The sequence below is a fragment of the Geobacter sp. DSM 9736 genome (assembly GCF_900187405.1).
In the GTDB taxonomy this organism is placed as follows: domain Bacteria; phylum Desulfobacterota; class Desulfuromonadia; order Geobacterales; family Geobacteraceae; genus DSM-9736.
In genome coordinates this window covers 1,243,463-1,264,718 of the sequence record NZ_LT896716.1, presented here as the reverse complement: position 1 = coordinate 1,264,718, position 21,256 = coordinate 1,243,463, and the positions used below count along the sequence as shown (strand labels likewise).

Sequence of the window (21,256 nt, the reverse complement as noted above, 5' to 3'; positions counted from 1 at the left end):
AAACCGGGATCTGGATGAGCATCAAGTATTTCATGTCGAGCGCGGCGCTTGTGGGGGTGTTGGTTTCATCCTGTGCTTCGCCTGTTCCTGTATGGCGGCATGAGGCTGCAATGACCCTGGATCGTGTCCGCCTTTCCGGGGGGGGGCGCATTTTCCCCGAAGAATATACAAGTGCCGAAGATGCGATGCGGATGGGAGATGCGCGCCTCTCGGCAGGCGATGTGAAGGAAGCAGACAACTATTTTGGCCTCGCACTGACCAAGGGTAAACTCCTCGAAAGCGAGCTCGCAGCTGAACAAAGGCGGCAGCAGGAGGAAAACGTTAGACTGGCTGAGGCCAAGCGACTTGAGGAGCAGCGTCGACAACACCTTTTGGAGGAGCAGCGCAGGCAGGAGCAGGAAAAAGCCGATGCAGAGTCGCGCTTGAGGCGTGAACAAAAGCAGCGGTTTCCCGAGAAAACCCGCCCGAGCAGGGAGCGTCCGCTTCCAGCTTTCCATACCGCGAAGAGGGGCGAGACGCTTCCTCTCATTGCAGCTTCGCCAGACGTTTATAACGATCCATCTCTCTGGCCTCTTCTGTACCGCGCGAACCGCGACCAAATAAAAGATCCCCGGCATATTTGGCCGGGGCAGGTTCTGCGCATCCCGCGCAACCTTTCACGTGACGACATCAACGAGGCCCGCCGTTACGCACAACAACGCTCGATCTATTGACCTCGCCAGCCGATGTGGTTCCCTTCATTTTTATTCTTAGTAAACGTTAAAAATAAGAGGACATTTTGCTTGACAGCTTAATGTTCTTTGTATACTGTATACAAACTCATTATAGGGCCTGGTGGAGTGTTTAGGGTGGCTTCTGCTGGGGCGCTTGTATGTATTTTTGTGTAGGTGTTCCGGTGGTTTATCTTCTGGTTAAAGAACCGGATGAAGCTTTTTGTGGTAGATGGCACCTGTAGGTGATTCCATTAATTTCCTGGCATACAGGCATAAAAACCAAGGAGGGAACATGGCAACACACAAGATTATCTGGACTGAAATTGATGAAGCACCTGCACTTGCGACTTACTCCCTGCTCCCGATCATTCAGAAGTTTACCCAAGGTACAGGAGTCGAGGTCGAAACAAGGGACATATCCCTCGCAGGCAGGATAATCGCCACTTTTCCGGAGAACCTGAAGCCTGAGCAGAGAATTCCCGATTACCTGACTCAACTGGGCGAGCTGACCCAGAACATTGAGGCTAACATCATCAAGCTCCCGAACATCAGCGCCTCTGTGCCGCAGCTCAAGGACGCGATCAAGGAGCTCCAGTCCCAAGGCTATAACGTCCCCGACTACCCGGAAGTCCCGAAGAACGATGCCGAGAAGGAGATTCAGGCCCGTTACTCGAAGGTTCTCGGCAGTGCGGTGAATCCGGTTCTGCGTGAGGGTAACTCCGACCGCCGCGCGCCGCTTTCGGTGAAGAACTTCTCCAAGAAACACCCCCACAAGCTCGGCGCCTGGACATCCGACTCCAAGTCGGAAGTGGCCCACATGACCGGCGGCGACTTCTACGGCAATGAGAAGTCTGTCGTCATGGAGAATGGCGGCGGCTTCCGCATAGAGCTCGAAAGTAATGGTAAGGTAACGGTCCTGAAGGATGGCCTCAAGGCTGAAAAGGGTGAGATTTTAGACGGCACCTTCATGAGTGTTAAGGCTCTCAGGAAGTTCTATGAGGAGCAGATCGAGGACGCAAAGAAAAATGGCCAGCTCCTCTCTCTCCACCTCAAGGCCACAATGATGAAGGTCTCCGACCCGATCATGTTCGGCCACGCAGTATCTGTTTTCTACAAGGAAGTCTTCGATAAGCATGCCGATACCTTCAAGCAGCTCGGCGTCAACCCGAACATGGGACTCGGTGATCTCTATAATAAGATGCAGAGCCTTCCCGAGGCCAAGCGTGCCGAGATCGAAGGGGACATCAAGGCCGTATACGCGAAACGTCCTGCTCTCGCAATGGTCGATTCCGACAAGGGGATCACGAACCTCCATGTGCCCAACGACATCATCGTTGATGCCTCCATGCCGGTCGTAGTGCGTGAATCCGGAAAGATGTGGAACCCGGAAGGGAAGCTTCAGGATACTAAGGCGATGATCCCTGATCGTTGCTACGCAACGATGTACAAGGCGATAGTCGAAGACTGCAAGAAGAACGGTGCACTCGATCCGGCAACCATGGGTTCTGTCCCCAACGTCGGCCTAATGGCCCAGAAGGCGGAGGAGTACGGTTCACACCCCACCACCTTCGAGATACCGGCTGACGGGACCATCCGCGTTGTTGCTGAAGACGGGAAAGTTCTCATGGAACACCAGGTGGAGAAGGGTGACATCTGGAGGATGTCGCGTGTGAAGGATATCCCGATCCAGGATTGGGTTAAGCTTGCCGTGAGAAGGGCAAAAGCGACGGGTGCCCACGCCGTTTTCTGGCTCGATAAAAACCGCGCTCATGACGCAAATGTCATCGCGAAGGTCGAGAAGTACCTGAAGGATCACGACACCGCCGGCCTTACCATCAAGGTTCTGGCACCGGTTGATGCCATGAACTACTCGCTGGAGAGGATACGCAAGGGAGAGGACACCATCTCCTGTACCGGCAACGTCCTCCGTGACTACCTCACCGATCTGTTCCCGATCCTCGAGGTCGGCACGAGCGCAAAGATGCTCTCCATCGTTCCTCTTCTCGCCGGCGGCGGGCTGTTCGAGACCGGTGCAGGAGGGTCTGCTCCTAAGCATGTTCAGCAGTTCGAGAAGGAAGGGTACCTGCGTTGGGATTCCCTCGGCGAGTTCTCCGCATTTGCCGCATCGCTGGAGCACCTAGCTGGGACGTTCAAGAACGACAAGGCCCAGGTTCTCGCCGAGACCCTGGATCAGGCAATCGCCAAATTCCTCGATAACAACAAATCGCCGGCACGTAAGGTGGGGCAGATCGATAACCGCGGTTCCCATTATTACCTGGCGATGTACTGGGCGGAGGCTCTCGCCGCGCAGACTAAGGACAAGGAGCTCCAGGCCAAGTTCGCCGGCGTTGCGAAGAAGCTTGCCGAGAACGAGGCGAAGATCAACGAGGAGCTGATCGGGGCCCAGGGGAAACCTGTCGACATGGGCGGCTACTATCATCCCGACGCAGAGAAGGTCTCTAAAGCTATGCGTCCGAGCCCGACCCTCAATGCAATTATCGACTCTATTGCTTAGTGGTAGAGGAAACATATTCCATTACAAGGAGGAAGGTCATGGCAGCTAGAAAGAAGATTGCATTAATCGGTGGTGGTCAGATCGGTGGCGTTCTCGCCCAGCTTTGCGCACTTCGCGAGCTCGGAGACGTGGTGCTCTTCGACATCGTCGAAGGGATGCCCCAGGGTAAGACTCTCGACATCGCCGAGGCTTCTCCGGTTGATAACTTCGACATCTGTCTCAAGGGCGCCAACGAGTATAAGGACATCGAAGGTTCCGACGTGGTCATCGTTACTGCGGGTCTTCCCCGCAAACCCGGCATGAGCCGTGATGATCTTATCGCAACCAACGCCAAGATCATGACCTCGGTTGCCGAGGGGATCAAGCAGTACGCCCCCAATTCCTTTGTTATCGTCATTTCCAACCCGCTTGATGCCATGGTTACCCTCTGTCAGAAGATTACCGGCTTCCCCTCAACCCGTGTCATGGGTATGGCCGGCGTTCTTGACTCTGCCCGCTTCGCCACCTTCATCGCCTGGGAACTCGGCGTTTCGGTTCGCGACGTCAACGCGATGGTTCTCGGTGGCCACGGCGACACAATGGTCCCCATCGTTCGCTACGCCAACGTCAACGGCGTACCCGTCATGGAGCTCCTCGAGCGTAAGTACAACGGCGACAAGGCCAAGGCCAAGGAAGTCATGGCTGAGATGGTCAAGCGTACCCAGGGTGCAGGGGGCGAAGTCGTCGCTCTGCTCAAGACTGGTTCTGCTTTCTACTCCCCGGCTTCCAGTGCCATCGCCATGGTCGAGGCGATACTCCGCGACCAGAAGCGCCTCCTCCCGGTTTGCGCTCTGCTCAACGGCGAGTTCGGCGTAAAAGGGTATTATGTAGGCGTACCTTGTGTTCTCGGTGCCAATGGAATCGAGAAGATCATCGAGTTCTCCCTCGACGCCGAAGAGCAGGGCATGTTCGACAAGTCCGTGGCAGCCGTCAAGGAGCTCGTCGACAGCATGAAATAACATCGTTTGATGTGTTGTAACTGCAAAGGGAAAGAAGGGCACCTGCCCTTCTTTCCCTTTATTAGCTTTGACTTCCGAAAAGACCCCCCTACGCGCCGCCACTTATTCCCTCCGCTACGGAAGTGTTGTATTACACAAAAAAGTATGGTAGTTTGATCGGGTTTTTTTAGCCAAAACGGCTTATCCACCAAAAAGGAGCGCAAGTAGATGGAAAAGAAGCTTCCGACAATCGAGATCATCGAGAAGTACTGCAAAGGATGCCACATCTGCGTCGAGTTCTGCCCAACCAAGGTTTTGGAAATGCAGGGGTTCGTCGCGGCTGTAAAAAATCTCGAGGCATGCATCAAATGCATGCAGTGCGAGCTGAGATGTCCTGACTTTGCAATCAAGGTTACACCTTAACCAATCAACAGGAGGTATCGAAAGTGGCAAAGAAAGTTGCATTTCTTCAGGGTAACGAAGCCGCTGCCCATGGCGCTTTGTACGCCGGCTGCAAGTTTTTCGCAGGTTACCCTATCACACCTTCCACCGAAGTGGCAGAAGTGATGTCGGTTGAGCTGCCGAAGATCGGTGGCAAGTTCATTCAGATGGAAGACGAAATCGGCGCCATGTCCGCCGTTATCGGTGGTGCGCTCACAGGTGCGAAGTCGCTTACTGCTACTTCCGGCCCGGGACTTTCCCTCAAGCAGGAGATCATCAGCTACGCCTGCATTACCGAGGTCCCCTGCGTCATCGTCAACGTCATGCGCGGTGGCCCCTCCACCGGTATGCCGACCGGCCCCTCCCAGTCCGACATCATGTGCGCCAAATGGGGCTCCCACGGTGATCACGCGAGCATCACCCTCGTTCCGGCATCCGTCCAGGAGCTCTTCGAGGAGACCGTCCGCGCCTTCAACCTTGCCGAAAAATACCGCATGCCGGTATTTGTGATGCCCGACGAGATCGTCGGCCACATGCGGGAGCGGATCGTTTTCCCTGAGCCGGGCGAGCTCGAAGTCATTGACCGCACTGCTCCCTCGGTTCCGCCCGAACAGTACAAGCCGTACGATACAAAATTCGGGGATGTTCCTCCCCTTGCCGCTTTTGGTTCCGGCTACAAGTTTCATGTCACCGGCCTCAACAAGATGGAAGACGGCTTCCCGACCACTAAGGCGTCGATCGTCCAGGCCGAGGAAGAGCGTCAGATCCGCAAGGTAGAAGCAAACAAGGCCGACATCATGAAGTGGGAAGAGTACCAGGTTGATGATGCCGACGTCGTCATCGTTGCCTTCGGTTCCACCTCCCGTTCCGCCCGCTATGCCGTCGACCAGGCCCGCAAGGAAGGGCTCAAGGCAGGCCTCTTCCGTCTCATCACCTTCTGGCCGTTCCCCGAGGAGCGTTTGCTCGAGATCTCCAAGAAAGTCAAGGCATTCATTACTCCCGAGATGAGCCTCGGCATGTGTAATGGCGTTGTCAAGGGATGCATTGAAGGGAATGCACCGGTCCACGGCATCTACCACGTTGACGGTGAGCCGGTGAATCCGAATGAGATTCTTGCCAAGATCAAGGAGGTCAAGTAACCATGGCTTTTGAATATGAAAAGTACATCCGTCCCGGCAAGCTGCCGCACATCTGGTGCCCCGGCTGCGGCCACGGAATTGTCATGAAGGGTCTGATCCGCGCAATGGACGCCCTCCAGCTCAAGAAAGAGAACACTGCCATCGTCTCCGGTATCGGGTGTGCTTCCCGGCTCCCCGGCTACATGGACTGCTGCACGCTTCACACTGCCCACGGCCGCGCCGCTGCTTTTGCCACAGGGGTCAAAATGGCAAAGCCGGAAATGAACGTATTCGTTGTCGGCGGTGACGGCGACGGTACCGCCATCGGCGGAAACCACTTCATTCATGCCTGCCGCAGAAACATCGACATGACTTACGTCATCCTCAACAATAAAATCTATGGCATGACCGGTGGCCAGTTCTCTCCCGCCACCCCGACCGGCGCCAAGGCTTCCACCACTGTTTATGGCAACCCTGATCCGACGTTCGATATTGCCAAGCTTGCCATCGGTGCTGGTGCGACTTTCGTTGCTCGCGGTACCGCTTTCCATGCGAATCAGATAGACAAGCTCATAGTTGAAGCCGTACAGCACAAGGGGATGTCCGTAGTCGAAATCCTCGATGACTGCCCGACCTGCTATGGTCGCCGCAACAAGTTCCGTTCGGTTGTCGAGATGATGAACGAGCTGAAGAACGTTGCTGTTCCTGTTAAGGCTGCCGAGAAGATGGACCCTGAGCAGCTCAAGGGGAAGGTTCTTACAGGTGTCCTCTACAAAGAAGACAAACCGGAGTACTGCGAGCAGTATCAGAAGGTCATCGAGCGGGCCCAGGGCGCTGCCAAGTAATTCACTGCTATAAAAGGAGATAACAATAATGGCTGGAAGATATGAACTGAGGTTTTCTGGCGCTGGCGGACAGGGCCTGATCCTGGCCGGCGTCATTCTGGCCGAGGCCGCTTCGATCTATGACGGGATTCAGGCAGTCCAGTCCCAGAGCTACGGCCCGGAGGCCCGCGGTGGTGCATCCAAGTCGGAGGTTATCATCTCCGATACCGCGATCGACTACCCAAAGGTTACCCAGTGTGATGCGCTCCTCGCGCTCACCCAGGAAGCAGCCGACAAGTACTCCCATGATCTCAAGGAAGGGGGCGTGCTTCTCATCGACTCCGACCTGGTTCTCCGTGAGCCGCCCGGGAACTTCAAGGTGACCAAATTCAATATCACCAACACCGCGAAGAATGAAATCGGACGTGAGATCGTTACCAACATCGTTGCTCTCGGCGCGATGGTCGCTCTTACCGGTGTCGTTACCAAGGAAAGTGCCGAGAAAGCTGTTCTTGCCCGCGTTCCTGAGGCGTTTCTGGAATTGAACAAGAAGGCTTTTCAGGTCGGTTTCGAGAAGGCACTGGCTGCTAAGAAGTAAACAGTACAGTCCTGTTACTGTATAATGCCCGGCAGAGTATTCTGCCGGGCTTTTTTTTGGCACGTAGTTTTTTGCTGAGCAGCAATCCGGATCGTTCCATCTGCCCCCATTGACGCAACAGCATTCGATCTGTAATATAGACACGTTTGTATCATGAGGAACCGGGGGCGCCTTGCAGGAGTTCCTACGTGAATACCTCCAGGCACATGGCTATTGGGTCCTCTTTCTCTGGACCTTTCTTGAGGGGGAGGCGGGGCTCATTATTGCCGGGTTCCTCGCCTTTCAGGGTTATCTGCACATTGCCGGAGTCATTCTGGTTGCCCTTAGCGGATCTTTCCTCGGTGATCAGTTTTACTTCTACGTTGGACGGTGGCAAGGGACTCGTCTTCTCAGAAAATTTCCTTTCATAGCCCGGAAGTTTCGTAAAGCCATACGCCTGATAGAACGATACGGCACCTTTGTAGCCTTCATTTCCCGTTACACTTACGGCTTCCGGATTGTCTTACCCGTTATTCTCGGGATTACGAGCTTTCCCGGGAGGAAATTCGCGTGGCTGAACCTGCTCAGCGCCTTTTCCTGGTCTGTCATCTTTTCTCTGGCCGGCTACCTTTTTGGTAAAAGCGCTGCTCTGTTTGTTGAGGATGTCGGTAAATATGAACATCACCTCCTGCTCATTCTGATAACGATCATCGGCTGCATGTGGGCCTTTCATTTTGTTCATGCATGGTGGCGCCGAAGGCCCGCACGTCGGCGACTCAAAAGAATCAAAGAATATCGCGCTGGTAACAGGTAATCATTAAATGCAAAACCAAAGTAGCGTGGCGGTGGTTCTAGTAGAGCCGCAGAGCCCCGGAAACATCGGCATGGTATGCCGTGCCATGAAGAACATGGGGCTGCGTGAATTGCTCCTTGTGAACCCTTGTCCTGTTCAGCATCCTGATGCGTACAGGTTTGCCGTCTCTGCTCGGGATGTCCTTGACAGTGCTCGGATTTTTGGAAGCTTGGCCGAGGCGCTATCAGATCGTCATATTTCGATAGCTACCACGCGCCGCCACGGAAAATATCGCAGGGATATCATGTCTCCTGTAGAGGTTGCCGCGCGCCTGAATGCACAAATAGATATTAACCGTGCTGCCTTCGTTTTCGGTCGTGAGGACAGCGGTCTAACAACGGAAGAGGTTGCGCAATGCACATGGCAGGCAACTATACCCACTGATGATGAGTACGGGTCCTTGAATCTCGCACAGGCGGTCCTCATTTTTTCATACGAATTTTTCAAAGCAAGGAGCAGCAAGGGGGAGAAGAGCGGTAGACAACTCGCTGCCGCCGGTGACTTCGAATCGCTGTACAGTCACATGGAGCAGACCCTTCTACGGATCGGCTTTCTCAACCCGCAGAATCCTGACCATCTGATGCGAACGTTCCGTCGGATACTCGCACGCTCGGAAATGGACAGCCGTGATGTAGCCATCTTTCGCGGTATGATGACTCAGATAGACTGGGCCACCAACGAATATAAAGGGAAAAAAAGGTAATGACGGTAACGCATCTTGGACTCATTGCTGGCGCACTTACCAGTATTGCCGGAATTCCGCAGGTGATAAGGGTATACCGTACCCGCCAGGTGCGGGACCTGTCGATCTGGCAGCCGATCCTATTGAGCATCGGCGTCACATTGTGGCTTATTTACGGCATCATCATCAATGACATACCGCTTATCGTGGCGGATATCATCTCGCTGGTCTGTTGCCTTCTGCTGCTCTTTATGATTATTTCCTACCGGCGGGATGACAACCGTCGGAATGGTGATTATCCTTGTGATAGCAAGATGAAAAGGGGGGTATATGCGCAAAATGCTCAGGCTGGTCCCGATTCTGACAGTTCTGGCGGTCCTTTCGGGCTGCGGCTACAACACAATGCAGGCCATGGAGGAGCAGGTCTTTGCGGCGTGGGGGGATGTGGAGGCGGCCTATCAGCGACGTGCAGATTTGATTCCCAACCTGGTTGAGGTAGTTAAAGGGTATGCGAAACATGAAGCTGAGACACTCACCGCGGTTACTGAAGCCCGTGCAAAGGTGGGATCGATTCAGGCGTCGAAGCAGCTGATCGACAATCCGCAGGCCTTTTCCCAATTTCAGGCTGCTCAAGGTCAACTTTCCGGTGCTCTTTCCCGACTTATGGTAGTGGTTGAGCGTTACCCCGATCTTAAGGCAAACCAGAATTTCCTTGATCTTCAGAACCAGTTGGAGGGGACCGAGAACCGGATCAATGTAGCGAGGGTTCGGTATAACAAGGCGGTCCAGGACTTCAACACCAGCATCAGAACCTTTCCCAACAGCCTTACCAATTCTTTGCTGCTTCATCTGAGTCGGAAGGAGCCGTTCCAGGCGGACGAGGGAGCCAAAGTCGCGCCCAAGGTCAAATTCTGATCAGTCATGAAACGCCTCCTAATCCTTTTTTTGCTGTTGCTTCTTCCCCAGTGGGGACATCCTCTTGATGTACCTCCTTTGCAAGGGCACGTTAACGACTATGCCGGCATCCTTTCTCCGGAGACCGCACAAAGTCTTGAGCGCCGCCTCGCGGAGTTCGAAGAGCGTGAGGGTACTCAGATCGTTGTTCTCTCTATTCCTACGCTGGGAGGAGAAGTTCTTGAGGAGTACTCGATCAAAGTTGCTGAGGCTTGGCGTATTGGACAGAAGAAGGTCGATAACGGCCTTATAATTATAATTGCCAAGGAGGAACGTCGCGTACGGATAGAGGTCGGGAGGGGGCTTGAGGGTACGATGACGGACCTTCTGTCCGGCAGGATCATTCGAGGGGAGATTTCTCCGAGATTCAAAGCAGGTGATTTTGATGGCGGGGTCGTGGCAGGAATTTCCGCTATTATGGCGGCTGTCAAGGGAGAGTATGCGCACTCGCGCGACCTTCGCCAGGGACAGACGAGTGCTTCACCAGTCTTCACGCTTGTCATTTTCCTGCTTGTTGCATGTATTTTTCTAGGAGCTATTTCTCGGCTTCTCGGAGGATTGGCTGGTGCAGCTGGACTGCCTTTCGTAGCCGGTATCACCTTTCCTGGCCTGAGTTTTCTGCTTCTCGTCCTTCTCGGAGTGGCCGGTTTCGTGCTGGGACTTGTACTGGCATTGCTGTTCGGAAACGGGCGGAGAGGAGGTGGCTTTCACGGCCCCTTCTACGGCGGCGGTTTCGGTGGTGGTTTTGGCGGTGGCGGAGGGTTCGGCGGTGGAGGCTTTTCAGGTGGAGGGGGCGGATTTGGAGGCGGCGGTGCCTCCGGTGACTGGTGACAACGACCGAAGCATGTGCACATGAGTCTTAAAATGGCTAGGAATTTTTTTACAGTCGAAGAGCAGGAGTGTATACGGAGCACGACGCAGAAGGCCGAGGCCAGGACTTCGGGCGAAATTGCGACTATGGTCGTTCCGCAAAGCGATGATTACCGGGAGGCCGATTACCTGGGGGCAATTCTGCTGAGCGGACTTCTTTCCCTGGTCATTTCCGTCGCTGTCCGGCATGTCTCGATTTGGACCTATGTACCCCTTGTCTGCCTAGGGTACTACCCACTGCTCCTTGTGTTGAGGCGAGTGCCGCGCCTGAAGCTAGGCTTCATAGGTCGAGTACGCATTGCAACTGCAGTACGAAGCGGGGCCGTTCGGGCATTTTTTGAAAAAGGACTCTACCGTACCAGGGACGAGACCGGCATCCTCATTTATATCTCTCTTCTTGAACGGAAGGTTTGGATACTCGGAGACCGAGGCATAAACTCGAAGATACCACCCGATTTCTGGCAGCACCTAGCGGGCGAACTTGCATCCGGTATCAGGAAAGGAAATGGGTGCGATACGCTCTGCAGAGTAATTACTGCATGCGGGCTGGAACTGGAGCGCCATTTTCCGCTGCGCAGCGACGACAAGAACGAATTGCCTGACCACTTAATAATCTGATCACGAACGGGTACGGGAGGGAGATGTGGAGAAGGTGCAGGTGTCTTTACGCAATGAGTTTTCCAGCGACAATTACTCGGGAATATGTCCCGAGGCTTGGGCTGCAATGGCCGCGGCAAACGAAGGTTACGCCGCTTCTTATGGGGATGACAACTGGACTTCACGGGCATGTCAGTGCATACGCGATCTTTTTGAGACCGATTGTGAAGTTTTTTTCGTCTTTACCGGGACGGCAGCAAACTCCCTGGCATTGGCCTCACTATGTCATTCCTATCACAGCATCATTTGCCATGAGACGTCCCACGTGGAAACGGACGAATGCGGAGCGTCCGAGTTTTTTTCAAACGGGACGAAAGTTCTTCTTGTCCCAGGGCCGGACGGAAAGGTGGACCTGGAGTCGGTTGAGCATACGGTGAAACGTCGATCAGATATTCACTACCCGAAACCTAGGGCGCTGAGCGTCACGCAATGTACCGAACTCGGCACGGTCTATTCTGTGGATGAATTGCGGGAGGTCGGCGACCTGGCAAAACGGTTGCAGCTTCATGTGCATATGGATGGTTCGCGGTTTGCCAATGCTGTTGCGGCGCTGAACGTGCGTCCGCGGGAGTTGACCTGGCAGGCGGGTGTTGACGTACTTTGTTTTGGTGGAGCCAAAAACGGGCTGGCGGTGGGGGAGGCGGTTGTTTTTTTCAACAGGGAGCTTGCCAAGGAATTCGACTACCGTTGCAAGCAGGCGGGGCAGCTTGCTTCCAAAATGCGGTATCTTTCGGCTCCTTGGGTGGGCTTGCTTGAATCCGGGGCCTGGATCCGGAATGCAGCCCATGCAAACCGGTGTGCTCGAAGACTTGCGGAGCGGCTTCAGACAGTCGCCGGCATTAAATTGATGTTTCCCTGCCAGGCCAATTCCGTTTTCATCGAGATGTCTGAACGGATGCTTAGCGCGCTGCGCGGGAAAGGGTGGCACTTCTATACGTTCATCGGCTCAGGGGGGGCTCGATTCATGTGCTCCTGGGAAACCACCGATGCTGATATAGATCAGCTGGTCCTGGATATTCAGGAGCTTGCCAGACAGGAAGCTTCTCCCGGTTTCTAAACCTGTTGCCAAAGGCTTACCGGACGTTGTTCTCAGGATATGCCCCAATGTGGTGCACGCTCAAATCCGCTCCGGAGAATTCCTGTTCCTCGTCCAGTCGTATTCCGACCGTTCTGGAAAGAAGACCATATATGACAAAGCCATTTGCGAGCGCATAAAGGACTGCGCAAAGGCTTCCCAGCAGCTGGCTCACGAAGCTTACACCACCCAAGCCCCCGAACGTTTCGAGACCGAATATGCCGGCAGCGATCCCACCCCACGATCCTATAACTCCGTGTAGCGGCCAGACCCCGAGGACATCATCTATTTTCAGCTTTTCCTGTTCGATGTGGAACCCGTAGACAAAGATCAGTGAAGCTATGCCCCCAGTGAAAAAAGCCGCAAGGGGGTGCATGATATCGCTTCCGGCGCAGACGGCGATAAGTCCGGCAAGGGCGCCATTGTGTATAAAGCCGGGATCGTTCTTGCCGGCGACAAGAGCGAAGAGCACACCTCCAATCATGGCAAGAAGGGAGTTCACGGCAACCAGTCCGGAAATCTTCTCGATGTGACCGGCGCTCATGACATTGAAGCCGAACCAGCCTACAGCGAGAATCCACGAGCCTAGTGCAAGAAATGGGATATTGCTGACCGGAATCGGATGCGATTTACCACGCAGGTAGCGCCCCATGCGCGGGCCGAGGATCAGTACAGCAGGAAGAGCAAGCCATCCCCCGATAGAATGAACCACGACTGACCCGGCATAATCGTGAAACTCGGCGCCGCCGATCTTCTTGAATAGCCCCTGCAACAGGGATGCATTCTGACCCCAGATCAGCGATTCGAACAGCGGATAGGTGAACCCGGCGAAGATGGCACCGGCGATGACTTGTGGCCAGAATTTGGCTCGCTCCGCGATACCTCCCGAAATTATGGCCGGAATGCAGGCTGCAAAGCATAGAAGAAAGAAAAAGCGAACGAGGTCGTAGCCTTGTGCCGAGGCTATGAGCGTGCCGGAAGGTACAAGGAAAGAGACCCCGTAGGCGAGGGGGAAGCCGACGATGAAGTAGACGATGGTCGACACGGACCAATCGGTAAGTATCTTTACAAGTGCGTTCACCTGATTTTTCTGGCGCACCGTTCCTACTTCGAGAAAGGCGAACCCCGCGTGCATTGCGAAGACCATTACAGCCCCGAGCATAAGAAAGAGCACATCCGTGCTGCTTCGCAGCGTCTCCATCGACAAAGCTTCCATTTTTTACCCCCGTTGGCAAGATGCGGCACCGGCGATGGTGACCGTCGCACTGCCTGCAATGCAAAGCAAGCTGTTTGCCAATATGGTAAACTCTTGATATCAGCAGGATACGCATAGTTTCTGGATGTTTGGATAGAATCGCCTGCACGTTTTCAAAGCCTGTTTGCCTAAAAAAAAGGCGATGGGGAAATAGAGGTTGACGGTGGCTCGCATACAATGTATCAAACGGAGTACCATCCAGTGAGAGGAGAGAGTCATCAAGAAACCTCAAACACAAGCACCGACGCCGATAACAGGCATCCGTTACTATACGCCCCCTGCCGGCGCACTGCTGGAAGGGAGAGACGGAAAGTTCCGTTTTTTCTATGATGAGCTACCCGTACCTCTTCTGGAGGATGATTTTCAGAAACTCGGGGATGAGCAGCCTTCCTACGATGCAGTCGGTCGTGGAATTTACCAGGCACTGCGCAGCAATCCGGATTGTCTGAATGCGTCACGATATGCAGAACTTCTGAGGGATGGATACCCGCACTATCTCTCTGAGCTTGCCAGCCACATCGTGATGCTCGACAAGAAGGATGTGGAGGTGCCGTACCTTGATCGCAAGATAAATTACCTTAAGATCTTCGCGCTCCTGGAACCTGAGAATTCACGCTTTCCCCTCGAAATCGGCATGACCTACTTTGACAAAGGCATGCGCCTTTCGGGTCTCCAGTTCACGACAGTCTCCCTGTATCGTGCCGAGAAATACATTGCTTCGGCTGTACAACTGGACCCGGATAGCAGAGATGCTCTCTATAATCTTGGAGAGATTTCCTACATCCTCGGGAAATACGATCAGGCGAAGCAGCTCTGGCGCAGGGTGATAGAGACTGGTCTTGATGAGTCAGTTGCGGAAAAACTGGACAAGCGCCTCCAAAGGATCGAGCAGGGGCTGCTTTCTCACGTTCCGGCTGTTGATTACCTGGAAGTAGTTGCGACTGCTTTCGGCCTGCATCAGCAGGGGGAAGATGAGGAGGCTTCGGCTCTTCTCCTGGATGTGCTGGAGGATTCGGTCTTTACAGCTGAGTTTCCGATTCCGGAGATATGGTACGTTCTCGGGCTTTGCTACCGGAACATGGGGATGCCCAAGTACGCCGAGGATTATTTGAAGGAGGCGCTCAGCCTTGATCCCGATCACGCCGATGCGAGACGGGCTCTCGAAGATCTTAACGCATAGGGGTTACGATGTTCGGTTTCAGTGCAGCAGACTGGATATTCATCGCAGGAGTCATGGTAGTCATCTTCATCTGTGTCTGGGTCAGCGACATGAGAAGAAAGTGAAGGGAGGAGCCATGCAAGCACAAATAGGGAAGGACCTGAAACAGATATTTAACATGTGCAAAACAATTGCCGTCGTGGGGCTCTCATCGGATCACTTCCGACCGAGCCACGGAGTCGCACAGTATCTACAGCGCGCCGGCTTTCGCATTATTCCTGTTAACCCGGCGGAGCAGGAGATTCTCGGAGAAAAATGCTACGCCAGCCTTCGTGATATCCCCGATCAGGTCGATATAGTCGATATCTTCCGACGTTCAGAGGCAGTCCCTTCCATAGTGGAAGACGCTATAGCAATAGGTGCAAGAGTAGTCTGGATGCAGGAAGGTGTAGTGAATGAAGATGCTGCAAGACGAGCAGAAGAGGCTGGTCTCACGGTGATTATGGACAGGTGCATCCTGAAGGAGCACCGGTTCCTGGTAACCCACTAACTCTCAGTCCGATGCGTGTGAGGTTTCAATGACAGAGACTGATGAGCAGGAAATACGTAGACCTCTCGGGTTGACGCTGATCACCGGCCTGTACCTTTTTTTCTTTCTTGTTTCGGCCTCCACCTTCGGGAACCCGTTTCCCTTTATGGGGAAGATCTATCTCGACACCCCAGGTAAGGTTCTAGTATTTGCCGATAGCCTCGTTTGCCTTTACCTGTTTCTTGGCCTCATGAAACGGCAGATGCTGACATGGTATCTTCTCCTCTTCTACAATCTTTTTGAGATCTGCAATACCATCGTCAACCTCACTCTCATCGCCCCTGCTGAACTTGAAAAAGTGCTTGGGGGGCGGATAGAGCAGGAAGCTCTGGTGGTTAATAATGTCGCTGCAGCATTGGCCATACTTTTGCTTACCCAGTACATCTATCGGCACAAGAGCTACTTTACCAACGCGCGCAGGTATATCTTCTGAAGCATCCAGCAAGGAGCGGGCGCTGTGCCTGTTCCTGCATGAAGTGCCGAATTCGGTGATTTCACTACCGTCAAAGGGAAATTAACGTGTTTCCTAAGCTCCTCAACGACCATCACAAATCCAATGTTGGCATTTTTTTCGACAAATTGAAGCATGGTTTGTCCGGGTCCATCTTTCATGATGAAGAACCTGAATGCGCCATCAATCTTTCCAATACCCGTGGGGTCTCCATAAGGATAGAGAAGCTGAACAAGTATTATGGGGAAAAGCATGTCCTGAAGGATGTCGATCTGGAGATCCGACCTGGAGAGACATTTTCAATCATTGGTCCATCCGGAACGGGGAAAAGCGTCCTTCTGAAGCATGTGGTGAAACTGGAGAATCCGGATTCAGGAGAGATATACATCGATGAGTTGCCGATTTTCAGCGAGAATCGCACAACGAACGTGCCTGACTACCGGTACAGTATGGTCTTTCAATCTTCTGCCCTTTTCAATTCTCTGACCGTCGGTGAAAACGTTGGGTTATGGCTTAGGGAAAAGCGGATATGCAAGGAATACAGAATCAGGGAGATCATACGCGAGAAATTGGCCCTGGTAGGGCTGGAGGGAACCGAAACACTGCGTACCTCAGAACTGTCGGGAGGAATGAAGAAAAGGGTGGCAATAGCCAGATCCCTTGCTATGAATCCCGACCTTATTCTTTATGACGAGCCGACAGCCGAACTCGATCCTGTAACCACCGACGAGTTGGCCAACACGATTATCAAATTGAAAGAAACTACCAAAAACACCACTGTAATCGTTACTCACGATCTCAATTTCGCGCTCTACATATCTGACCGGCTCGCCATGATGCATGACGGTAGGGTAGTCGAGGTCGGAACCCCTCGGGAGATCAAGGGGAGCAGTAATCCTATCGTTACCGGATTCATCTATACTACGACGAAGGGTATTGCGAAAGAATAGTTCGCCTTGTTATGTGCCGCTGCATCTTACGGCTGTGTGTGCTGTCAAAGGAGGAGAAGCGTTTGCGACGTATCTTCGGGTGGGTCTTCCTGCTGTCCTCGGTTTCCTTTTTTCTCGCCGCCTGTGCCAACCTCAAGGAAAGTAAACCGCTCTTTCCGGTACGTGAATACGAGAGGATGATCGTTGGTCGCCTAGATGCCGAATATGTCGGAACCGACAACTGTGTGGCCAAATGCCACAAGCATGACGGAATCACCGACGATTTCAGGCGTAGCGTACATGGGGAGCAGATAAAACCGGAAACACGACTTCCCCTGGTGAATTGCGAGTCGTGTCACGGTCCGGGAAGCCTGGCAATAGAGAATCTGCCGGACAATCCGGAAGAGAACGACCGCCTCAACAAAAAGTGCGACACCACCACCTTCCTGGATATCATGAACCTTCCTCCCCAGGCACAGTCGCTGATCTGCCTTAAGTGTCATTCAGCCGCTTCCATTCCCGCCCTCGCTCATTGGAATGCCAGCGCCCATGCTCTCAACGACGTGAGCTGCTTCGATTGCCATAAGCTTCATCAAGGGCCGCAGCAGAAGGTGAGCCATCGGGAGATGGCAGAGATGTGCTACGGCTGCCATCCGGAAGTGAAGGCCGAAAACCAGCTCTTCTCTCACCATGCGCTCCTTGAGAAGAAGATTGCCTGCGTCGACTGCCACGAGGTGCACGGGTCCACTCAGGAGCATCTCCTGCGGGGGATAACTCCGAAGGATACCTGCACCAGGTGCCACATGGAAAAGCAGGGGCCGTTTGTATTCGAGCATGGCGACGTCACCGAAAACTGCGCCAACTGCCATACGCCGCATGGTTCCGTCAATAACAACCTGCTCAGCGCCTCGATGCCCTTTCTCTGCCTCCAGTGCCATGCGGGGCACATGATCAATTATCCCCAGAACTCGATTGGGGAGTACAGGACAGGAGCTACCGAGTTGAAGAAGCTCTTTACCAACCGCTGCACTGATTGCCATTCCCAGGTCCACGGCACCGACATACCGGCCCCGGCCCTCACCGGTCCCGGAACGCTTCGTCAGTAGGCCGGCAAGGAGTATTCGCGTGTTGAGACAACTGCTCTGGAAGCTGTCCATCCCTGTCGTTCTCGTGGCAGCCGCCGTTTCCGCTCGAGCTGAGACATTGGTGGCGGAGGCGGACGATCAGCCTTATGTCATCGCTGATTCCGAGGATGGTGCGGACGGGGGTAATGCCGACACTGCTCCCCTGGAGCCTCGTATCGTTACCGGCGGGCATTTGGGCTACCGTTTTCTCCAGATCGACGGGTATGGCGGAAGGGGGGCGGAGTTCGACTACCTCCACTCGAGCCCCGTCTTCGGAGCCTATTACAACAGGCTCGGAGCGAATCTAAAATACTCCCTCGACGGCAGTTTTCTCAACGATCATGATTATTACGGTGATCTGCTTTTCGACTACCGGGGAGACTACAGGTTTCACATCCGCACCGAATCGATGTTCCACAACCTGGACCGGGAGGAGCTGTTTACGCCCGATTTTTTTACAGGGCGCGCTGACAGCCCCAGTGTCGCATCCTACGTGGCTGTTCCCGACCCGACTTACCGCTACGGAATTCGCACCGAACAGGACCTCGCAACCTTCCGATACAAGATCCACGACTTCCCGTTCCACCTGAACCTCGGATACTGGCGGCTTTTCCGGGAAGGGAACCGCCAGCAGATCTTTGCCGATCAAGCGTTCGAGGGACCCCTGAACCGTATCTACGCAGTCAGTCGCCCTGTCGACCGGAAAACCCATGAGGGCACCATCGGTTTCGACACTCATCTTGGCCCCGTCGACCTCATCTACTCCTTTCAGGTGAGGCAGTTCGCAGATGATGCGCCGATACCGGTAACCAGCTTTGTCGGCGGTAACCCCTTGAGAGTTGCAGGACTTCAGCAGCATAACGAGGACCCTGACAGCAGGCTCATCTCGCACACCGTAAAATTCCACACCTCCCTGGCTGGCGGTCTCGTCGGAGCCGCATCCTATTCTTACGGTAAAAGGGAAAATCTCTCCAGATTGTCGGATATTTCTGGAGCTGACGGTACTTCAACCACCCTCCATAACGCTGCCACCGATTTTGTCTACACCCCCTGCAAGGAGTTTTCGCTGGCTATAAAATACCGGCTGCAGGAGGTTGACCACAGCACTCCGGCAACCATCGGGAGCCGTTTCACCGACGCCATCTCCGTGCGTCCGACACTTGACAGCGTGAACAACATTGTCACAGCCACCTTGTCCGTCAGGCCGGCCAATTCACTGACCTTCGTTGGCGAATACCGGGGGAGCTTCCTCCGCCGTTCAGACCTTGGCGATCGGGATACGCTGATGCACTGGAGAGACTTGCCTGAGACGACAACCACCCATAGGGGAAGATTTTCCGTCATAAGCAGAGCCTACAAGGGGCTGCGCCTGAAGGCACAGTACGAATACAGCTCCGCCGATACCCCCTCGTACGGCACTTCATTCTCTGAACGTCACGAGGGGCAGCTCCTGGCAACTTACAACAGCTCCAATCGCTGGGGAGCAACTGCCGGGTACGTGGCGGCACGTGATTCAAACGACGTCATAGCCCGTTCGGTTATACTTACTTTTCCCGATATTACTTTCGGCAATTACGGGTCGCCGCTAGCAAGGGACAAGAGGGACAACAGGCTTACAGCAAGCTTGTGGGCAACTCCCCTTACCGATTTCACTGTCACCGCGAGTTACGGATTCCTCCGTACTTCAGTCGACCAATCGGTCCTTTTCACATCCTTTGCCGATGCAGTGTCCAATGCAGCAGCCTTCACTTCCCAAGCGCACGTCTACGCACTAAACTCCACCTACCGGTTAAACGAGAATCTCGATCTTTCGGTTCTCCTCCAGCAGGTACGTTCTCTGTCCGAGTTTGATCCGGCTTTTCTTGCAGTCTCCCAGGGTGGCGCTGTTATCGGGGATACTGCCTCAATCCGTGATATCTCACGTACGAAGACAGTTGAGAGTACGGTTTCTGCCAGAACGGAGTATCGGATTACGCAAAATGTCTCATGTGCCTTCGATTATTCATTCCGCGACTATGACGATGAGGCCAGTGCTTCTATTTTCAATGGCACGATTCACAGCTACATGCTCTTGCTGAACGCCGCATGGTAATACTTCCGGAGCATTGATGTCGCTACGCTGCATTAAATACATTTTGCTGCTTATGCTGCTGCTATCACCGGCAGTATCCGCCACTGCCGCAGGTAAATTCCTGGCTGCGGTGATCAGCAGCGATCAACCCCGCTACCGGGAGGCTCATAAGGCGCTCGTCAAAAGTCTGGCGGCCAGGGGGTTCGATCGGGATAATCTTGATATCGTTCTTCAGACGCCGAATCCGGATCCGATTTCCTGGGCGAACAGCATCAGGAAACTGAATGCTCTAGGTGCCGACATAATAGTGACGTACGGCGCTCCGGTCACACTGGCGGCTGTTCGCGAATCAGTGGATGTGCCGGTAGTGTTCGTGGATGTCTATGGCCCCGTGGAAACGGGAATCACGCGAAGTCTGACGGTCGCCGGCCATAATCTGACGGGGGTAAGCTCGAAGGTGCCCATGACGACACTCATCTCCAATTTCCTTGGGATAAAGCCAATCAAGAACATCGCGGTAGTATACAATTCCAGGGAGATCGGGTCCATGGTGCAGCTGAAGGAGATCAAGCGAATTGCGGCTCAGCAGGGTTTTCTTGTCACCGAGTTAAACGTTTCCTCCGTGGCAGCGCTTGATGGAGCATTGAATTCCGTTATCTCCCAGGTAAACTCCATCTATGTCTCCGAATGCGCCGTGGGGTGCCGTGGATTTGAGAAGATAGTACAGAAAGCCAATGAGCACCGTATACCTGTCGTGTCGCAAATGCCGGATGCCTGCGAAAAAGGAGCTCTTATTTCTTTGGAAGTAAGTCCGGCGGAGCAGGGCCAGCTAGCCGGGGAGTACGCGGCCAGGATAATAGGTGGGAAAAAGCCTCTTCAGATGCCGATTATCTCCCCCAAGAAGGTGGACCTCGTCATCAATATGCGTGTCGCGAAGTCACTCGATCTTCACGTTCCTTTTCAGGTGCTTGGCCAGGCGACGAGGGTGTTGAAGTAATGGAGACCAGCAGCAGGTCTGAGGTGTAAATGGGAAAGATCCTGATCGTAGATGATGATAAAACTTATTCGACCGCATTGAGCAACAACATCAAATTGTATTATCCGCTTCTGCAGGTCGAAGTCTGCAACGAACCGCTCAAGGCGTTGAAGATCATACGTAAGAAGGGGATCGACCTTCTTGTGATAGATCTTGAAATGCCGATGATCGACGGGATGAAGATATTCCAGTTCGCTTCGAAAATCGGCATCGACAAGAACAGGATCATTATTCTTTCAGGCAGGGATGCGGATTACCTCCATGAGCATTTTCCCCTTGGAACCTGTCTCGCGGTTCTCAATAAATTCGAATCGAAGCAGCAGGCAGTACTGGACATGATCTTCAGTTCGCTCCAGAAAAAGGCTCAGGTAGGGTAAGAAAGGAAG

Annotated in this window: 22 protein-coding genes and 1 pseudogene; 22 read left to right on the top strand and 1 reads right to left on the bottom strand. The window is 53.8% G+C overall.

The genetic code is table 11. From position 1 onward, the window contains the following. Positions 1-14 precede the first annotated feature (14 nt). From CFB04_RS06005 to CFB04_RS05940, 14 genes and pseudogenes are all read left to right on the top strand, one after another. Positions 15-713, top strand: a complete 699-nt coding sequence (locus CFB04_RS06005) for a LysM peptidoglycan-binding domain-containing protein (protein WP_231934390.1) — start codon at positions 15-17, stop codon at positions 711-713. Positions 714-1,005: 292 nt separating this feature from the next. Then, the gene (locus tag CFB04_RS06000; RefSeq protein ID WP_088534434.1) at positions 1,006-3,228 is read left to right on the top strand and encodes an NADP-dependent isocitrate dehydrogenase; all 2,223 of its coding nucleotides are present in this window, start codon (positions 1,006-1,008) and stop codon (positions 3,226-3,228) included. Between the two features lie 38 nt (positions 3,229-3,266). Beyond that, positions 3,267-4,226, top strand: coding sequence for a malate dehydrogenase (gene mdh, locus CFB04_RS05995; RefSeq protein ID WP_088534433.1), 960 nt, complete (start codon positions 3,267-3,269; stop codon positions 4,224-4,226). Between the two features lie 207 nt (positions 4,227-4,433). Then, a complete protein-coding gene (locus CFB04_RS05990) occupies positions 4,434-4,628 on the top strand; it encodes a 4Fe-4S binding protein (RefSeq protein ID WP_088534432.1) in 195 nt (64 codons plus the stop codon). Positions 4,629-4,651: 23 nt separating this feature from the next. Then, complete coding sequence (locus tag CFB04_RS05985; protein WP_088534431.1) at positions 4,652-5,785, top strand: 2-oxoacid:acceptor oxidoreductase subunit alpha; 1,134 nt, start codon at positions 4,652-4,654, stop codon at positions 5,783-5,785. Positions 5,786-5,787: 2 nt separating this feature from the next. Continuing rightward, the gene (locus tag CFB04_RS05980) at positions 5,788-6,609 is read left to right on the top strand and encodes a 2-oxoacid:ferredoxin oxidoreductase subunit beta (RefSeq protein WP_088534430.1); all 822 of its coding nucleotides are present in this window, start codon (positions 5,788-5,790) and stop codon (positions 6,607-6,609) included. Positions 6,610-6,637: 28 nt separating this feature from the next. Beyond that, positions 6,638-7,186 carry a 2-oxoacid:acceptor oxidoreductase family protein gene (locus CFB04_RS05975; RefSeq protein WP_088534429.1) on the top strand — a complete coding sequence of 183 codons (549 nt, stop codon included), beginning with the start codon at positions 6,638-6,640 and terminating at the stop codon, positions 7,184-7,186. A gap of 172 nt (positions 7,187-7,358) precedes the next feature. After that, a complete protein-coding gene (locus CFB04_RS05970) occupies positions 7,359-7,979 on the top strand; it encodes a DedA family protein (protein WP_088534428.1) in 621 nt (206 codons plus the stop codon). Between the two features lie 7 nt (positions 7,980-7,986). Beyond that, positions 7,987-8,721, top strand: coding sequence for an RNA methyltransferase (locus CFB04_RS05965; protein WP_088534427.1), 735 nt, complete (start codon positions 7,987-7,989; stop codon positions 8,719-8,721). Beyond that, positions 8,721-8,960: pseudogene (locus CFB04_RS05960) on the top strand (SemiSWEET family sugar transporter); the annotation flags it as partial. The gene CFB04_RS05965 and the pseudogene CFB04_RS05960, both read left to right, overlap by 1 nt. Before the next feature lie 70 nt (positions 8,961-9,030). Further along, the gene (locus CFB04_RS05955) at positions 9,031-9,615 is read left to right on the top strand and encodes a LemA family protein (RefSeq protein ID WP_088534426.1); all 585 of its coding nucleotides are present in this window, start codon (positions 9,031-9,033) and stop codon (positions 9,613-9,615) included. 6 nt (positions 9,616-9,621) lie between these two features. Next, positions 9,622-10,485, top strand: a complete 864-nt coding sequence (locus tag CFB04_RS05950; RefSeq protein ID WP_088534425.1) for a YgcG family protein — start codon at positions 9,622-9,624, stop codon at positions 10,483-10,485. A 33-nt stretch (positions 10,486-10,518) separates the two neighbouring features. Further along, the gene (locus tag CFB04_RS05945) at positions 10,519-11,142 is read left to right on the top strand and encodes a TPM domain-containing protein (RefSeq protein ID WP_231934388.1); all 624 of its coding nucleotides are present in this window, start codon (positions 10,519-10,521) and stop codon (positions 11,140-11,142) included. A 25-nt stretch (positions 11,143-11,167) separates the two neighbouring features. Continuing rightward, positions 11,168-12,238, top strand: a complete 1,071-nt coding sequence (locus tag CFB04_RS05940) for a low specificity L-threonine aldolase (RefSeq protein WP_088534423.1) — start codon at positions 11,168-11,170, stop codon at positions 12,236-12,238. Positions 12,239-12,254: 16 nt separating this feature from the next. On the opposite strand, the gene CFB04_RS05935 is transcribed toward CFB04_RS05940, so the two are convergent. Then, positions 12,255-13,472 (bottom strand): ammonium transporter, encoded by a 1,218-nt coding sequence (locus CFB04_RS05935; RefSeq protein ID WP_088534422.1) that lies wholly within the window; start codon positions 13,470-13,472, stop codon positions 12,255-12,257. 562 nt (positions 13,473-14,034) lie between these two features. Between CFB04_RS05935 and CFB04_RS05930 the strand changes: the two genes are divergently transcribed. From CFB04_RS05930 to CFB04_RS05895, 8 genes are all read left to right on the top strand, one after another. After that, entirely contained in the window at positions 14,035-14,691 is a 657-nt protein-coding gene (locus tag CFB04_RS05930; protein ID WP_231934463.1) for a tetratricopeptide repeat protein, read from the top strand. Positions 14,692-14,806: 115 nt separating this feature from the next. Then, positions 14,807-15,220, top strand: coding sequence for a CoA-binding protein (locus CFB04_RS05925; RefSeq protein WP_088534420.1), 414 nt, complete (start codon positions 14,807-14,809; stop codon positions 15,218-15,220). Between the two features lie 28 nt (positions 15,221-15,248). After that, on the top strand, positions 15,249-15,692 hold the full coding sequence (locus tag CFB04_RS05920) for a hypothetical protein (protein WP_088534419.1): 444 nt from the start codon (positions 15,249-15,251) through the stop codon (positions 15,690-15,692). 86 nt (positions 15,693-15,778) lie between these two features. Beyond that, the gene (locus tag CFB04_RS05915) at positions 15,779-16,660 is read left to right on the top strand and encodes an ABC transporter ATP-binding protein (RefSeq protein WP_088534418.1); all 882 of its coding nucleotides are present in this window, start codon (positions 15,779-15,781) and stop codon (positions 16,658-16,660) included. 62 nt (positions 16,661-16,722) lie between these two features. Further along, positions 16,723-17,745 (top strand): DmsE family decaheme c-type cytochrome, encoded by a 1,023-nt coding sequence (locus tag CFB04_RS05910; RefSeq protein WP_231934386.1) that lies wholly within the window; start codon positions 16,723-16,725, stop codon positions 17,743-17,745. A 19-nt stretch (positions 17,746-17,764) separates the two neighbouring features. Continuing rightward, complete coding sequence (locus tag CFB04_RS05905) at positions 17,765-19,855, top strand: hypothetical protein (protein WP_088534416.1); 2,091 nt, start codon at positions 17,765-17,767, stop codon at positions 19,853-19,855. Positions 19,856-19,871: 16 nt separating this feature from the next. Beyond that, positions 19,872-20,831: an ABC transporter substrate-binding protein gene (locus tag CFB04_RS05900; protein WP_088534415.1), complete on the top strand. Its 960-nt coding sequence runs from the start codon at positions 19,872-19,874 to the stop codon at positions 20,829-20,831. Positions 20,832-20,860: 29 nt separating this feature from the next. Further along, the gene (locus CFB04_RS05895) at positions 20,861-21,247 is read left to right on the top strand and encodes a response regulator (RefSeq protein WP_088534414.1); all 387 of its coding nucleotides are present in this window, start codon (positions 20,861-20,863) and stop codon (positions 21,245-21,247) included. Positions 21,248-21,256: the final 9 nt, after the last annotated feature.

Bases quoted from the DNA above. Each gene is read 5' to 3' on its own strand.
- CFB04_RS06005 (WP_231934390.1), top strand. From the start codon at position 15: ATGAGCATCAAGTATTTCATGTCGAGCGCGGCGCTTGTGGGGGTGTTG.
- CFB04_RS06000 (WP_088534434.1), top strand. From the start codon at position 1,006: ATGGCAACACACAAGATTATCTGGACTGAAATTGATGAAGCACCTGCA.
- mdh (WP_088534433.1), top strand. From the start codon at position 3,267: ATGGCAGCTAGAAAGAAGATTGCATTAATCGGTGGTGGTCAGATCGGT.
- CFB04_RS05990 (WP_088534432.1), top strand. From the start codon at position 4,434: ATGGAAAAGAAGCTTCCGACAATCGAGATCATCGAGAAGTACTGCAAA.
- CFB04_RS05980 (WP_088534430.1), top strand. From the start codon at position 5,788: ATGGCTTTTGAATATGAAAAGTACATCCGTCCCGGCAAGCTGCCGCAC.
- CFB04_RS05975 (WP_088534429.1), top strand. From the start codon at position 6,638: ATGGCTGGAAGATATGAACTGAGGTTTTCTGGCGCTGGCGGACAGGGC.
- CFB04_RS05965 (WP_088534427.1), top strand. From the start codon at position 7,987: ATGCAAAACCAAAGTAGCGTGGCGGTGGTTCTAGTAGAGCCGCAGAGC.
- CFB04_RS05955 (WP_088534426.1), top strand. From the start codon at position 9,031: ATGCGCAAAATGCTCAGGCTGGTCCCGATTCTGACAGTTCTGGCGGTC.
- CFB04_RS05950 (WP_088534425.1), top strand. From the start codon at position 9,622: ATGAAACGCCTCCTAATCCTTTTTTTGCTGTTGCTTCTTCCCCAGTGG.
- CFB04_RS05945 (WP_231934388.1), top strand. From the start codon at position 10,519: ATGGCTAGGAATTTTTTTACAGTCGAAGAGCAGGAGTGTATACGGAGC.
- CFB04_RS05935 (WP_088534422.1), bottom strand. From the start codon at position 13,472: ATGGAAGCTTTGTCGATGGAGACGCTGCGAAGCAGCACGGATGTGCTC.
- CFB04_RS05930 (WP_231934463.1), top strand. From the start codon at position 14,035: ATGCTCGACAAGAAGGATGTGGAGGTGCCGTACCTTGATCGCAAGATA.
- CFB04_RS05925 (WP_088534420.1), top strand. From the start codon at position 14,807: ATGCAAGCACAAATAGGGAAGGACCTGAAACAGATATTTAACATGTGC.
- CFB04_RS05920 (WP_088534419.1), top strand. From the start codon at position 15,249: ATGACAGAGACTGATGAGCAGGAAATACGTAGACCTCTCGGGTTGACG.
- CFB04_RS05900 (WP_088534415.1), top strand. From the start codon at position 19,872: ATGTCGCTACGCTGCATTAAATACATTTTGCTGCTTATGCTGCTGCTA.
- CFB04_RS05895 (WP_088534414.1), top strand. From the start codon at position 20,861: ATGGGAAAGATCCTGATCGTAGATGATGATAAAACTTATTCGACCGCA.